The sequence below is a fragment of the Legionella nagasakiensis genome, from assembly GCF_900639915.1.
GTDB classification, from domain to species: domain Bacteria; phylum Pseudomonadota; class Gammaproteobacteria; order Legionellales; family Legionellaceae; genus Legionella_A; species Legionella_A nagasakiensis.
Map to the genome: position 1 here is coordinate 240958 of NZ_CAAAID010000002.1, position 14443 is coordinate 255400.

Below are 14443 nucleotides of genomic sequence, written 5' to 3' on the forward strand. Positions count from 1 at the left end.
CAATTTAAGTAGAATGTTGAACATTTACGGGGGTTAGGGGTATTTATGGCAAGCAATGTGCATACGATTGATTTTCAACACGTAAGCCTTAAGGATTTAGAACAAGTGGGTGGGAAAAATGCATCTCTAGGTGAAATGATTCATCATCTGTCTGCGGCAGGGATTACGGTTCCTGCCGGATTTGCTACCACAGCGGATGCGTTTCGTGATTTTTTAACCACAAATGGTTTGGAGAAAAAAATTCATGAGATGCTGGTGTCATTGGATATTGAAGACGTTGGTCAATTGGCTAGAACGGGCAAAAAAATTCGCGAGATGATCCAAAACGCTTCTTTTTCAGGAGCCTTTGAAGACGATGTGCGTACGGCATACTTGAATCTTATAAAATCAATAGGGCATGAAGAGTTTAGTGTGGCGGTTCGCTCTTCGGCAACGGCTGAAGATTTGCCAGACGCCTCTTTTGCCGGTCAACAGGAAACCCTGTTAAATGTCAAAGGGATTGATGCCATCTTAGCAGCTATTAAGCAGGTATTTGCGTCCTTATATAATGATCGCGCCATTGCTTATCGGGTTCATCATGGTTTTAAACATCAAGACGTTGCTTTATCAGTGGGTATCCAGCAAATGATCCGCAGCGATCTGGCAGCGAGTGGTGTTTTATTTACCATGGACACGGAATCTGGTTTTGATCAAGTCGTTTTCATTACGGCTTCTTATGGATTAGGAGAAATGGTTGTACAAGGGGCAGTGAACCCTGATGAATTTTATGTGCACAAGCCGGCACTTCGTGCAGGAAAGTCAGCCATTATTCGACGAAATTTGGGATCAAAAGCAATTAAAATGGTTTATTGCGAAAACGCAGAAGCAGGGCGTACCGTGCAAACCATAGAAGTAGATGCAGCTATGCAGCGTCTGTTTTCATTAACAGCAAGTGAAGTGGAAGAGCTAGCAAAACAGGCATTAATCATTGAGGAACATTATGGCCGACCCATGGATATTGAATGGGCCAAAGATGGTGTGGATGGCAAACTTTACATTTTGCAGGCACGTCCTGAAACAGTAAAAAGCCGCGCTAATAAGCATGTCCTTGAACGTTACAAGCTGAAGCAATCAGGTACCATATTAAGTGAAGGCCGCAGTATCGGCCAACGTATCGGACAGGGGCGCGCCAGAGTCATTAAAGATGTCAGCGAAATGCATCGGGTTCAACCAGGTGACATTTTGATTTCAGATATGACGGATCCGGATTGGGAACCGGTGATGAAACGCGCAGCCGCGATTGTGACCAATCGCGGAGGCCGTACCTGTCATGCTGCCATTATTGCTCGAGAATTAGGTATCCCGGCCGTCGTAGGATGCGGTGATGCGACAAAAGTGATTCAGGATGGTGATGAAGTGACGGTGTCCTGTGCAGAAGGGGATGCAGGCTTTGTGTATGCGGGCATACTGCCTTTTGAGCGGGTACAACTGGATGTTGACACGATGCCAGAGCTGCCGGTTAAAGTGATGTTGAACGTTGGTAATCCGGAACGTGCCTTTGCGTTTCAATCGATCCCTAATGCGGGTGTCGGCTTGGCCAGATTGGAGTTTCTAATTTCAAACACCATTGGGATTCATCCAAAGGCATTGCTGCAGTATGAAACATTAAAGGATAAAAAACTAAAACAATGGATTGCAGAAAAAACAGCCGCTTATCGCTCTCCAGTGGACTATTATGTTGAGCGACTTAAAGAAGGAATTGCCACCATTGCCGCAGCTTTTTACCCCAAATCGGTCATTGTTCGTCTTTCTGATTTTAAATCCAATGAGTATGCGAATCTTGCTGGCGGGACGCTTTATGAACCTCATGAAGAAAATCCCATGCTGGGATTCCGCGGGGCCGCTCGCTATGTATCACCTGAATTTGCCGATTGTTTTGCGCTGGAGTGTCAAGCGGTGAAACAAGTACGTGAAGACATGGGATTGACGAATGTGGAAGTCATGATTCCTTTTGTCAGAACCGTATTCGAAGCAGAGCAAGTGATTACTATTCTTAAACAACATGGTTTAGAGCGTGGTAAACAAGGATTGCGGATTATCATGATGTGTGAGTTGCCTGCAAACGCATTGCTGGCCAACGAGTTTCTGAACCATTTCGATGGTTTTTCCATCGGCTCAAATGATTTAACGCAATTGACGCTTGGGTTGGATCGTGATTCAGGACTGGTTGCGTCGCAATTTGATGAGCGCGATCCTGCCGTCAAAGCTTTGCTGCATATGGCAATTACTGCTTGTAAACAACAAAATAAATACGTTGGAATCTGTGGACAGGGACCTTCTGATCATCAAGATTTTGCCGAATGGCTCATGCAGGAAGGCATTGATAGTCTATCATTAAACCCTGATTCCGTATTAGAAACTTGTCTTTTCTTGGCCCAGAAATCTTAAGGATGCGAGCATGCATCGTTTAAAATACTGGCTTTTTTTTATGGTGGTTTGTCCTGCAGTGGGGCATGCCGGCATGGAACAAATGCACTTTGAACCCATTGCATCGGTTATTTTATGGGTTACGCTCATTTTTCTCTTCGGGGTTACGGGGCGATACCTTGCTGAACGGCTGCATCAACCCGGGGTGCTTGGTGAGTTATTGATGGGCGTGCTCCTTGGGAACGTATGTTATTATTTCGGCATGCCATTGGCGATTATTCTACGGGAAGGTCCGGCTGTTTTTAGTATTATGTCGGATATGTTGAGCAGTGTTCCACTGATGAAAGCCGTGAAAACCAGTATCCATGATCCTCATTATGCAGGACAGGTAATCAATGCTTTGAGCGGCAGCAGTGGTATTAACTGGATTAAAGTTGCCTATGTGGTTGATATTTTTTCTCGCTATGGCGTTATTTTCTTGCTATTCATGGTGGGATTGGAAACATCTGTCGAAGATCTCAAACACACCGGGCGTGAATCGTTGCAAGTTGCAATGATTGGCGTCATAGCTCCCATCGTACTCAGTTTTTTAATCATGTATTTGTTGGTGCCGGAATCTTCATTCAAGGCTAATTTGTTTGTTGCGGCAACCTTATCAGCGACCAGCATCGGCATTACGGCGCGTGTACTTAAGGAAATGGAAAAATTGCATACGCGCGAGGCAAAAACCATTCTTGGGGCAGCCATGATGGATGATATCCTGGGTTTGGTTATCCTGGCGATTGTCAGCAGCATCGTCATCACGGACGTGGTCAGCATGATGCAAGTGAGTCAAATCATCGTGTCGGCCATCTTGTTTTTTGTATGTGCGTTATCAATCGGTCCTTGGGTATTAAAAAAAGCGGTAAGATTTTTTCGTTTCCTTGCACTGTGGGAGGCGAAACTTTTTATTTCCTTTGTCTTTGTTATGTTTCTGGCTTGGTTGGCAACGTTGGTGCAATTAGCAACCATTATAGGCGCTTTCGCGGCAGGTATTATTATTCATGATGGATTTTTTAACCGAGAAGGCAACCACCAGAATGCTTTGACCATTAGAGAGCTGGTAGCCCCCTTGGAGTTTATTTTAGTGCCGTTATTTTTTATGCTGATTGGTATGCAAGTCAAGATTGAATTATTTATGAATTGGCATGTGTTGTTAATGGCAAGTGGGTTAATCATCGCGGCTGTTGTTGGAAAATTGTTGAGTGGTTTTGGTGGCTATCGTTGGGATGATCGCATTCTAATTGGAATTGGCATGATTCCCCGTGGTGAGGTCGGTTTGGTGTTTGCATCCATTGGCAGAAAATTGGGTGTGATGTCTGATCAATTATTTTCAGCGATTATTTTAATGGTCATTGTCACTACATTACTTGCTCCTCCCTTGTTAAAGTTTCGTTATACTAAACAGAAGGCATCAAACCATGCTCCCTAAACAAACAGATATTTTAACAGATGTAAGGCGAGCATTAGCGGAAGATGTTGGGACAGGCGATGTTACAGCAGCGCTTTTGCCAGAAAAGCTTAGGATAAGTGCGCGAATTATTTCACGAGAGCCAATGTTGATGTGCGGTCGTCCTTGGGTTGAATGTGTTTTTGCGGAAATTAATCCAGAAGTTGAAATTCATTGGTTGGTTAAAGAAGGCGCCTGGCTCGATGAGCCAACGACTCTTTGTCATTTACATGGTCCAGCACGTGATGTATTAACAGGTGAACGTAGTGCACTGAATTTTATGCAAACTCTGGCAGCAACAGCGACACAGACGCGGCAATGTCTTTTGCAACTAGAAGGCTATTCAACCCGTTTATTGGATACTCGTAAAACATTGCCTGGATTACGCCGTGCTCAGAAATATGCGGTTGCCTGCGCCGGAGGTGTTAATCACCGCTTCGGCTTATATGATGCTTTTTTAATTAAAGAAAATCATATTAAGGCGTGTGGTTCCATTAAGGCGGCAATTGCGCTGGCAAGAAAAACCGGGAAGGGATTATTGGTTGAGATTGAAGTAGAAACGATCGCAGAATTTCAGGAAGCGCTTGCCGCAGGCCCTGACCGGATTCTTCTTGATAATTTCACACCGGAAATGCTCATGGAAGCGGTGGCTATCAATAAGCCGAAGCGGTGTGAATTAGAAGCGTCTGGTGGCATTGAATTATCCACACTGGCGCGTATTGCTGAAACCGGTGTAGATTATATTTCAATAGGAGCAATTACCAAATCAATACGAGCGATTGATTTAAGCTTGTTGATTAATGAATCTTAGAGCATAGGATATAATGAATCATAGAATTATATTGACAGGCGGTGGGACGGCTGGACATGTGACGCCAAATATAGCACTGATTGAAGCATTGCAGGCTAATGGCTGGGACATTCATTATATCGGCTCGCCGCGTGGCGTTGAGAAAGAGATAATATCGGCGGTTTCCATTCCTTATCATCAGGTAAACAGCGGTAAATTACGCCGATATTTTAGTTGGAAAAATTTTATTGACCCTCTAAAAATTATAGCGGGTATTATCCAATCTTATTTCCTCATTCGCAGGTTAAAACCAGAGGTTGTTTTTTCCAAAGGCGGTTTTGTTGCATTTCCCGTTGTCGTGGGAGCTTGGCTGAATCGTATTCCTGTGATTGCTCATGAGTCTGATATGACTCCAGGGCTTGCCAATCGCTTAAGTTTTCCCTTCGTTAACAAAATATGCGTGACGTTTGCCGCAGCAAAAAAGCATTTTAAACATCCTGATAAAGTTGAAGTAACAGGCACACCGATTCGTAAGGCATTATTTCATGGCAGTAAAACGAAAGGATTAGCATTATGTGGTTTTAATGAAGATAAACCTTGCTTATTAGTAATGGGTGGCAGCCAAGGCTCGAACGCAATGAATGCCTGTGTAAGAAAGGCACTTGATTTTTTAGGTGAGCGATTTCAAGTGATTCATTTATGTGGGAAAGGCAAAATTGAACCGTTGCTTTTGGATAAAAAAGGATATTGTCAATTAGAATATGCAAAAGAAGAGCTGGCAGATTTATTTGCCGCGAGTCAATTGATCATCTCCCGTTCAGGTGCTAATTCATTATATGAAATCTTGGCTTTGGCTAAACCGCATGTCCTTATTCCATTATCACGGCGTGCCAGTCGTGGTGATCAGATACAAAATGCGCGCTATTTTCAACAGCAGGACATCAGTGTTGTGATTGATGAGGAAGTACTTACCCCTGAAACTTTATTGGCTGCAGTTGATAAAGTAAGCACACGCGAGAAGGAAATCATTGAGAAAATAAACGCGTTGAATATTCACTCGGCAACCGATCATCTCATGACAATCATTCAGGAGATAGGACATGTTGAATCCGCAAGAACTGTTTGAGTATGTTGAAAAACAATGGCAGGAAAACATTCTTACCAGTCTTTGTGATTACATCAAGATTCCCAATAAATCACCGCATTTTGATGCAAAATGGCAAGAAAATGGCTACATGGAAGAAGCCGTAGCTCATGTTGCAGAATGGTGTGAGGTTCATGCGCCAAAACAAATGAAATTGAAGGTACTGCGCCTTGATGGCCGCACACCCTTATTATTTATCGAAGTTCCTGGGCAGAGCGAAGACACTGTTTTACTGTATGGTCATTTGGATAAGCAACCGGAAATGACTGGCTGGAAGGAAGGTTTTGGGCCTTGGCAGCCTGTGTTACGAGAAGGACGGTTATATGGCCGAGGCAGTGCAGATGATGGTTATGCCGTGTATGCTGCCCTTACAGCGATTCGTGCTCTGCAAGAACAGAATTTGTCTCATGCCCGTTGCGTCATTCTCATTGAGGCCTGTGAAGAAAGTGGCAGCTATGATTTGCCTTATTACATTGAGGTAGTCAAAGAACAAATAGGATATCCAAAACTGGTTATTTGTTTGGATTCAGGAGCCGGGAATTATGAACAATTATGGATGACCACATCTCTACGTGGCAATGTGGTTGGGGAATTAGCGGTTGAAGTACTGTCCGAAGGCGTTCATTCCGGCAATGCCAGCGGCATTGTGGCAGATAGTTTCCGTATTGCCCGTGGTTTAATGAGTCGCATCGAAGATGAAATCAGCGGTGAGATCAAATTGCGGGAATTACATTGCGATATACCTCCTGCAAGAATTAATGAAGCAGCAGATTGTGCTGCCGTTTTAGGTAAACAGGTCTATGATGTTTTTCCTTTCCTTCACGACGTCAAACCTGTTCTTTCAGATGCACAGCAATTGATTTTAAATCGTACCTGGAGACCAGCGCTGTCGGTCACTGGCGCAGAAGGATTACCCACCGCCGCCAGAGCAGGAAATGTTCTGCGACCTAAGACTTCCTTGAAATTATCCATGCGCCTTCCTCCCTTGGTGGATGCAAAAAAAGCGGCGCAATCCATGGAAAAAATTTTGACGGAAAATCCGCCCTATCAGACAAAAACATCATTTAGTGTTCATGACCATGCGATGGGGTGGCATGCACCGCTTATGGCTGATTGGTTAACCCATGCTGTTTATGAGGCTTCGATGCAGTTTTTTCAAAAACCCGCCATTTACATGGGGGAAGGAGGCACCATTCCTTTTATGGCCATGTTGGGTGAAGTTTTTCCAGAAGCACAGTTTATGATAACGGGCGTATTAGGTCCAAATTCAAATGCTCATGGCCCCAATGAATTTTTACATCTTGATATGGTGAAGAAAGTAACTGCCTGCGTGGCTTATGTTTTGCACAAGCAATTTGACTTAACTGATTGAGGAGCATTCTCGACAGTTAATAAAAATCTTGCAATACTAAATCTCTCTTGTCAGAGAAGAAACAAGAGTAAAGTCCAATCAAACAAGGAGATTGTTATGAAAGCAATTCTGAGCGCTGCTGTACTATTTTTTATGGCTGCATCGATTTCTGCTGCGTTGTCAGCAAACCCAACATCCTCTGTTCTTGCAGGAATGACCATTCAACCCGTTAAAATTAATTTGAATCAAGCGGATATTAAGACCTTAATTCATTCAATGAAAGGCATTGGCCCCAAAAGAGCAGAAGCTATTGTTCGCTATCGTGAAGAACATGGGATGTTTAAATCCATTGAGGATCTTGCTCGGGTACGCGGGATTGGCCGCACGTTTGTTAAACATCATCTGGCACAATTGCAGGAAATATTTTCTGTAGAATAAAAAGCTGGAGTGTTCTACCCTTTTGCACAGGACTTACGAAAAACCTCGATCTCTGTGTTAAAAAGATATTTTGATTCGGTCATTTAGTTTGTCTAAACTTCTTCATCAAAATTTCTTTTTGCCTTGACCTTGAAGTTTTTTGTAAGTCCTGTTGCAGTAAGGTCGGCCCTAAAATCTTTTACAAAGATCAGTCGATTTTTATCCAAATTTGAGTTAAAGTGCTCACAAAAACCGATCGAGGTAGTAGAGATCATGTTCAGGAAATTAAGGGGGGTGTTCTCCAATGATTTGTCCATTGATTTGGGAACAGCAAATACACTGATATACGTCAGGGATAAGGGTATTGTTTTAAATGAGCCATCGGTTGTTGCCCTGCGTAATGAATCAGGGCAAAAAAGGGTGGCAGCGGTTGGGCTTGAAGCCAAACGCATGCTTGGTAGAACGCCAGGAAATATCAATGCAATAAGGCCAATGAAAGATGGTGTGATTGCCGATTTTTTTGTAACAGAAAAAATGTTACAGCATTTTATTCATAAGGTTCATGAAAATCGATTTTTACGTCCCAGTCCCCGCGTTTTGGTTTGTGTGCCTTGCGGTTCCACCCAAGTGGAACGAAGAGCCATTCGTGAATCGGCTATGGGAGCTGGTGCTCGAGAAGTATTTCTCATTGAGGAACCAATGGCCGCAGCATTAGGCTCTGGTATGCCCGTTGAAGAAGCCAGTGGCTCCATGGTCGTTGACATTGGTGGCGGTACAACTGAAGTGGCCATTATCTCACTGAGCGGCATTGTCTATCATCAATCCGTCCGTATTGGTGGCGATAAATTTGATGACGCGATTGTTTCCTATGTACGTCGTAATTACGGTACATTAATTGGTGAAACCACTGCAGAGCGTATCAAACATGAAATCGGTTCTGCATTTCCAAGTCGTGATTTATTTGAAATTGAAGTACGGGGCAGAAATTTAGCGGAAGGAGTGCCGCGTAGTTTTACTCTGACAAGTGCCGAAATCCTTGAAGCATTACAAGAACCTTTATCAGGTATTGTTGGGGCGGTTCGTGCAGCACTTGAACTAGCTCCGCCTGAATTAGCCGCCGATATTGCAGAACGTGGTATGGTTCTAACAGGCGGTGGGGCATTGTTAAAAAATATGGATACGTTATTGATGGAAGAAACCGGCCTTCCTGTGCTGGTTGCAGAAGATCCACTCACTTGTGTTGCTCGTGGTGGTGGTAAGGCATTGGAAACCATGGATCTGCGCGGCGGTGATTTTCTTTCAACAGAATAATGCTTCTCAAAATCCTCTTTTTGGCCAAGGCAGACGATCAACCTTGAGTTTTGCGTTTGCCTTGTTGCTTTCTTTTATTCTTATGATTGCTGATTTTCATTATCGGACCCTTGACAATCTACGTAGTGGATTTTCTTTTTTTGTTGCACCATTGCAATATGCGGTTGATTATCCAGTACGCATCATCGGTTGGGCAAAATCGGTCGTCAGTTCCAAAAAGGCGTTGATTGATGAAAATATTCAGTTGCGCTATCAGCAAACGATGCTGGAAGCACAATTGCAGAAATTACTTGTGATTCGTAATGAGAATTCTCAACTAAAAGAATTATTGTTAACGTCCACGAATACTAAAACTCGAGCAATGGCCGCGCAGATTCTTGCTGTGGATACGAGTAATTCGCGACAATTATTAGTATTAAATAAGGGCAAGCGCGATGGTGTTTTTTCTGGCCAACCCGTATTAGATGCCAAGGGAGTGATGGGGCAAATTATTGACGTTGGTTCGATGACGAGTACTGTTTTGTTAATTTCAGATGCCAAAAGTGCTGTGCCCGTTCAGAATAATCGTACAGGAGAACGTGCTATCCTTGTGGGCACCAACCATATGAGTCAATTATCTTTGATTAATTTACCTAAATCTTCTTCTATCATGAAAGGTGATTTATTAGTAACATCAGGGCTTGGGCGACGTTATCCTGAAGGGTATCCTGTGGGTCGAGTGGAAGAGGTGAAACACATGCCCGGGGAAGAATTCATTAAAGTGAGCGTGAGTCCAATGGCATTATTAAACCGCAATCAGTTAGTGTTACTCATCTGGCCTGGGAAAGAGCATGCGGAATTAACTGCCCAGATCGTTGAGCGAATGAATGTATTTGACGATTCCAGGCAACATGCCTAGAGCTTATGCTCCTGGATATCGCAAGCGCTATTCAGGCTACCCAAGCCGTAGTTTAATGCGTTTCGTTTTCTGGATATGTTCTACGTTAAGTGTTGAATATGATTTATTTTAAAGTTCGATTTTTACTGCTTTTGCTGCTTGTATTGGCGTTGACTATTATCCCCTTACCCGTCTGGTTGAGTGAATTTCGACCATCATGGGCTTTGCTGTTGATTCTCTATATCCAATTTTTTCTTCCTCGTTTCTTTAACGTCATTTTTATTTTTGTAATCGGTCTTTGTTTGGATGTATTGCTCTCTACGATTATTGGTGAACATGTTTTTGCTTTGCTGTTGACCACATGGGTTATTTCAGGCAAAGCACGGCGTTTTAATTTTTTTCCTATTAGTCAACAAATGATATTGATTTTGTTATCTTGCGCTATATATCAATTCGTTATACTTCTTATTGATGCAGTAGCTGGTTATCAATATACACCATTGAATGTTGTTTGTGGTTCGATCGTTGCCATGATGATGTGGCCATGGATAAGGATATTAGCAGACAGTGTGTTGTTGACCAAAATTGCGTATCGATAAAGCTCTTGCGTTCTTTCGCCATGGATAAATATTGGTCCTGGCTGAAATAATGTTTTTCACATGCTATGATGACCGTCTTTAATTAGACGGAGATATTCATGTCATTTGAAAAAATTAATGTACCTGCCCAAGGTGAAACCATTCATGTCAAAGAAGATTTAAGCTTGCAGGTCCCTAACCATCCAATTATTCCTTTTATTGAAGGAGATGGTATTGGGGTGGATGTTACTCCAGCCATGCTGAACGTGGTTGATGCGGCCGTACAAAGAGCCTATGGCGATAAAAAGAAAATTGCCTGGATGGAAATTTATGCTGGTGAAAAAGCAACAGAAGTATATGGTCATGATCAATGGTTGCCAAAAGAAACATTGGAAGCAATCAAGCAATTTTCCGTATCGATCAAGGGTCCCTTGACGACCCCAGTTGGGGGCGGCATCCGTTCATTAAATGTTACGATTCGTCAGGAACTGGATCTTTATACCTGTCTTCGTCCAGTTCGTTATTTTTCAGGAACACCAAGCCCAGTCAAAGAGCCATGGAATACCAACATGGTGATTTTCCGTGAAAATTCTGAAGATATTTATGCTGGAATCGAGTGGCAGGCTGATTCAGAAGAAGCAAAGAAAATCATTCGATTTCTTCGTGAGGACATGGGGGTCAAAAAAATCCGTTTCCCAGAACATTGTGGTATTGGAATTAAACCAGTTTCCAAAGAAGGAACGTCGCGTCTTGTAAAAGCAGCTATTCAGTATGCCGTTGATAATCAACGTGATTCTGTTACTTTAGTCCATAAAGGCAATATTATGAAATTTACTGAAGGTGCCTTTAAGGATTGGGGATATCAAGTTGCCAAAGATCATTTTGGCGCCAAAGAATATCAAGGTGGCCCATGGCTGGAAATTAAAAATCCTAAAAATGGTCAACCCATTATTATTAAAGACGTCATTGCTGATGCTTTTTTACAACAGATTTTATTGAGACCAGAAGAATACAGCGTAGTCGCGACTTTAAATTTAAATGGTGATTATATTTCGGATGCATTGGCAGCGCAGGTTGGTGGGATTGGTATCGCTCCAGGCGCCAACATAGGTGAGCGTGTTGCCGTGTTCGAAGCAACGCATGGTACTGCACCTAAATATGCTGGTCAGGACAAGGTCAATCCAGGTTCAATCATTTTGTCTGCGGAAATGATGCTTCGTCATTTAGGATGGGTAGAAGCGGCTGATTTGATTGTTGCTGGCATAGAAGGAGCAATAGAAGCTAAAACAGTGACTTACGATTTTGCGCGATTGATGGAGGGTGCTACATGCGTTAGCTGTTCTGGCTTTGCACAAGCTATAATAAAACATATGTAAAATTGATCGATTTTACTGGCCAAATGAGCCATGTAAGTCTATAAAATTAGTAAAGGGTGTATTAAATGAGTGGGTGGTATTTAGAGGATATCGCGGAGCAAAAAACGGCAGAATCGAAAGCATTGCCGCAGCTTAAAGAGCCTCGAAAATATAAAGTTGTACTGCTCAATGATGATTACACGCCGATGGAATTTGTTGTAGAGGTCCTGAAGCGATTTTTTCGGCTAAATGAAGAAGTAGCCGTACAAATCATGCTTCAGGTCCATTACCAGGGACGGGGTGTGTGTGGGGTTTTCACACGTGATATAGCAGAAACGAAGGTTGTCCTGGTTAATGATTATGCCAGGAGTAATGAACATCCATTGCTGTGTAGAATGGAGCCGGAATAATGAGCAGTGCTGGATAGGAGGAGCAGCGATCATGTTAAATAAAGAGCTTGAATTCACCCTAAATCTGGCTTTCAAAGAAGCAAAAGAAAAACGTCATGAATTTATGACCGTGGAGCATTTGCTTTTGTCGCTGCTTGATAATCCTGCTGCAGGCAATGTTTTGCAGGCCTGCGATGCAAATATTGAATCATTGCGACATGATTTAACCGAATTCATCGATGAAACAACACCAAAAATTCCCGAAGATGAATCAGAGCGTGAAACGCAACCGACGCTTGGTTTCCAGCGAGTTTTACAACGGGCTGTTTTCCATGTGCAGTCTGCTGGCAAAACGGAAGTCAGTGGAGCAAATGTGCTTGCGGCTATTTTTAGTGAGCAAGAAAGCCAGGCTGTTTATTTTTTGCGTCGCGAAAATATTACGCGATTGGATGTCATTAATTATATTTCACATGGGGTATCTAAGTATCAAAATAATGATTTACAAGATAATATGAATTCATCCATGGATGAGGATATGATGGTTTCTGAAGGAAATGAATCGCCTTTAGAAAGTTATTGTATGAATCTCAACAAACGTGCTCGATTAGGCAAAATTGATCCATTGATTGGTCGTCATGAAGAAATTCAACGTACCGTTCAAGTTTTGTGCCGGCGGCGTAAAAATAATCCTTTGTTGGTAGGGGAAGCCGGGGTTGGAAAAACGGCCATTGCCGAAGGATTAGCACGTCGGATTGTGGACGGAGAAGTTCCTGAGGCGATAAAAAATTGCGTCGTTTACTCATTAGATTTGGGCGCTTTGTTAGCTGGTACTAAATATCGTGGTGATTTTGAAAAACGTTTAAAAGCAGTTTTAAAGCAATTGGGCGATCAAGAAGGCGGTATACTGTTTATTGATGAAATCCACACCATTATTGGTGCAGGGGCTGCATCAGGAGGTGTGATGGATGCCTCAAACTTGATTAAGCCACTGTTAGCGAATGGTGAGTTGAAATGCATTGGTTCAACAACTTATCAGGAATATCGTGGCATCTTTGAAAAAGATCGTGCGCTTGCCAGACGATTTCAGAAAATCGATATTTCTGAACCAACCATTGACGAGACATTTGAAATCCTGAAGGGATTAAAGGCGAGGTTAGAGGCCCATCATGGGGTAAAATTCTCAATTCCAGCTTTGAAAGCGGCCGCAGAATTATCTGCCAAATACATCAATGATCGTTTTCTACCTGATAAGGCAATCGATGTGGTGGATGAGGCAGGTGCTTATCAAAATCTCTTAACAGCAAGTAAGCGCAAGAAACTTATCAGTGTTACTGAAATTGAAAGCGTTGTGGCAAAAATTGCAAGAATTCCACTTAAAAAAGTATCAGCACGAGATAAAGATACGCTGCGAAATCTTGAACGTGATTTGAAACTATTGGTCTACGGTCAAGATGATGCCATAACAGCGCTTGCTTCAGCCATCAAATTGGCTCGTTCCGGATTGCGTGAACCAGAAAAACCAGTAGGTTGCTTTCTTTTTGCCGGTCCAACTGGGGTTGGTAAGACCGAAGTGACTCGACAGCTTGCGAATGTATTGGGAATCGAGTTGTTACGCTTTGATATGTCTGAGTACATGGAAAAGCACACGGTATCCCGTTTAATTGGCGCGCCTCCGGGATATGTTGGTTATGATCAAGGCGGGCTTTTGACGGAAGCAGTCACAAAAAATCCGCATTCCGTGGTGTTGCTTGATGAAATTGAAAAAGCACATCCTGATGTATTTAACCTGCTGTTGCAAATTATGGATCATGGCACACTGACGGATACAAATGGACGCCAAGCTGACTTTCGTCATGTCATATTAGTGATGACCAGTAATGCGGGTGCAAGTGAAATCAGCCGTAATTCCATTGGGTTTTCTTTCCAAGATAACAGCAACGACGGCATGGAAGTGATTAAGCGTCAATTCAGTCCTGAATTTAGAAACCGTCTTGATGCCATTATTAACTTTACGGCACTCGATGTGAAAACCATTGGTTTGGTTGTAGACAAATTCATCATGGAGCTTGAAGAACAATTAAGCAATAAAGCGGTTACCTTTAAGGTTGAAAAGCCAGCACGTGAATGGTTAATAGAGCACGGATATAATAAAACGATGGGAGCGCGGCCTATGGCGCGATTGATTCAAGAAAATATTAAAAAACCGCTGGCTGATGAGTTACTGTTTGGTAAGTTGGCTAATGGTGGACATGTAACCTTGAAAGTGAAAGATGGAAAATTGCATTTTGATTGTCATGATTATCGGGAAGGCGTTTGTTAAAGCACCTGGCAAAACG

General features: G+C 42.8%; 12 protein-coding genes. All 12 read left to right on the forward strand.

The features are described from left to right. Nucleotides 1–45 precede the first annotated feature (45 nt). The 12 genes from ppsA (at nt 46) to clpA (ending at nt 14427) form a co-directional block, all read left to right on the forward strand. The gene (ppsA, locus tag E1O52_RS02605) at nt 46–2427 is read left to right on the forward strand and encodes a phosphoenolpyruvate synthase (RefSeq protein WP_133127147.1); all 2382 of its coding nucleotides are present in this window, start codon (nt 46–48) and stop codon (nt 2425–2427) included. Nucleotides 2428–2437: 10 nt separating this feature from the next. Next, on the forward strand, nt 2438–3877 hold the full coding sequence (locus E1O52_RS02610; RefSeq protein WP_133127148.1) for a cation:proton antiporter: 1440 nt from the start codon (nt 2438–2440) through the stop codon (nt 3875–3877). Next, the gene (gene nadC / locus E1O52_RS02615) at nt 3867–4706 is read left to right on the forward strand and encodes a carboxylating nicotinate-nucleotide diphosphorylase (protein WP_133127149.1); all 840 of its coding nucleotides are present in this window, start codon (nt 3867–3869) and stop codon (nt 4704–4706) included. The genes E1O52_RS02610 and nadC overlap by 11 nt, the downstream gene beginning before the upstream one ends. A 13-nt stretch (nt 4707–4719) precedes the next feature. Then, the gene (locus E1O52_RS02620; RefSeq protein WP_133127150.1) at nt 4720–5811 is read left to right on the forward strand and encodes an undecaprenyldiphospho-muramoylpentapeptide beta-N-acetylglucosaminyltransferase; all 1092 of its coding nucleotides are present in this window, start codon (nt 4720–4722) and stop codon (nt 5809–5811) included. Then, nucleotides 5786–7201, forward strand: coding sequence for a M20 family metallopeptidase (locus tag E1O52_RS02625; RefSeq protein WP_133127151.1), 1416 nt, complete (start codon nt 5786–5788; stop codon nt 7199–7201). Before E1O52_RS02620 ends, E1O52_RS02625 begins: the two co-directional genes overlap by 26 nt. A gap of 96 nt (nt 7202–7297) precedes the next feature. Next, a complete protein-coding gene (locus tag E1O52_RS02630; protein WP_133127152.1) occupies nt 7298–7618 on the forward strand; it encodes a ComEA family DNA-binding protein in 321 nt (106 codons plus the stop codon). A gap of 252 nt (nt 7619–7870) precedes the next feature. Next, nucleotides 7871–8908 carry a rod shape-determining protein gene (locus tag E1O52_RS02635; protein ID WP_025385468.1) on the forward strand — a complete coding sequence of 346 codons (1038 nt, stop codon included), beginning with the start codon at nt 7871–7873 and terminating at the stop codon, nt 8906–8908. Next, entirely contained in the window at nt 8886–9806 is a 921-nt protein-coding gene (gene mreC / locus E1O52_RS02640; protein WP_133127153.1) for a rod shape-determining protein MreC, read from the forward strand. The genes E1O52_RS02635 and mreC overlap by 23 nt, the downstream gene beginning before the upstream one ends. A 98-nt stretch (nt 9807–9904) precedes the next feature. Further along, nucleotides 9905–10384 carry a rod shape-determining protein MreD gene (gene mreD / locus E1O52_RS02645; RefSeq protein ID WP_133127154.1) on the forward strand — a complete coding sequence of 160 codons (480 nt, stop codon included), beginning with the start codon at nt 9905–9907 and terminating at the stop codon, nt 10382–10384. A 98-nt stretch (nt 10385–10482) separates the two neighbouring features. Beyond that, complete coding sequence (gene icd / locus E1O52_RS02650) at nt 10483–11739, forward strand: NADP-dependent isocitrate dehydrogenase (RefSeq protein WP_133127155.1); 1257 nt, start codon at nt 10483–10485, stop codon at nt 11737–11739. Between the two features lie 65 nt (nt 11740–11804). Beyond that, nucleotides 11805–12128, forward strand: a complete 324-nt coding sequence (gene clpS / locus E1O52_RS02655; RefSeq protein ID WP_133127156.1) for an ATP-dependent Clp protease adapter ClpS — start codon at nt 11805–11807, stop codon at nt 12126–12128. A gap of 31 nt (nt 12129–12159) precedes the next feature. Continuing rightward, the gene (clpA, locus tag E1O52_RS02660; protein WP_133127157.1) at nt 12160–14427 is read left to right on the forward strand and encodes an ATP-dependent Clp protease ATP-binding subunit ClpA; all 2268 of its coding nucleotides are present in this window, start codon (nt 12160–12162) and stop codon (nt 14425–14427) included. Nucleotides 14428–14443 lie beyond the last annotated feature (16 nt).

Bases quoted from the DNA above. Each gene is read 5' to 3' on its own strand.
- ppsA (WP_133127147.1), top strand. From the start codon at position 46: ATGGCAAGCAATGTGCATACGATTGATTTTCAACACGTAAGCCTTAAG.
- E1O52_RS02610 (WP_133127148.1), top strand. From the start codon at position 2,438: ATGCATCGTTTAAAATACTGGCTTTTTTTTATGGTGGTTTGTCCTGCA.
- nadC (WP_133127149.1), top strand. From the start codon at position 3,867: ATGCTCCCTAAACAAACAGATATTTTAACAGATGTAAGGCGAGCATTA.
- E1O52_RS02620 (WP_133127150.1), top strand. From the start codon at position 4,720: ATGAATCATAGAATTATATTGACAGGCGGTGGGACGGCTGGACATGTG.
- E1O52_RS02625 (WP_133127151.1), top strand. From the start codon at position 5,786: ATGTTGAATCCGCAAGAACTGTTTGAGTATGTTGAAAAACAATGGCAG.
- E1O52_RS02630 (WP_133127152.1), top strand. From the start codon at position 7,298: ATGAAAGCAATTCTGAGCGCTGCTGTACTATTTTTTATGGCTGCATCG.
- E1O52_RS02635 (WP_025385468.1), top strand. From the start codon at position 7,871: ATGTTCAGGAAATTAAGGGGGGTGTTCTCCAATGATTTGTCCATTGAT.
- mreD (WP_133127154.1), top strand. From the start codon at position 9,905: ATGATTTATTTTAAAGTTCGATTTTTACTGCTTTTGCTGCTTGTATTG.
- icd (WP_133127155.1), top strand. From the start codon at position 10,483: ATGTCATTTGAAAAAATTAATGTACCTGCCCAAGGTGAAACCATTCAT.
- clpS (WP_133127156.1), top strand. From the start codon at position 11,805: ATGAGTGGGTGGTATTTAGAGGATATCGCGGAGCAAAAAACGGCAGAA.
- clpA (WP_133127157.1), top strand. From the start codon at position 12,160: ATGTTAAATAAAGAGCTTGAATTCACCCTAAATCTGGCTTTCAAAGAA.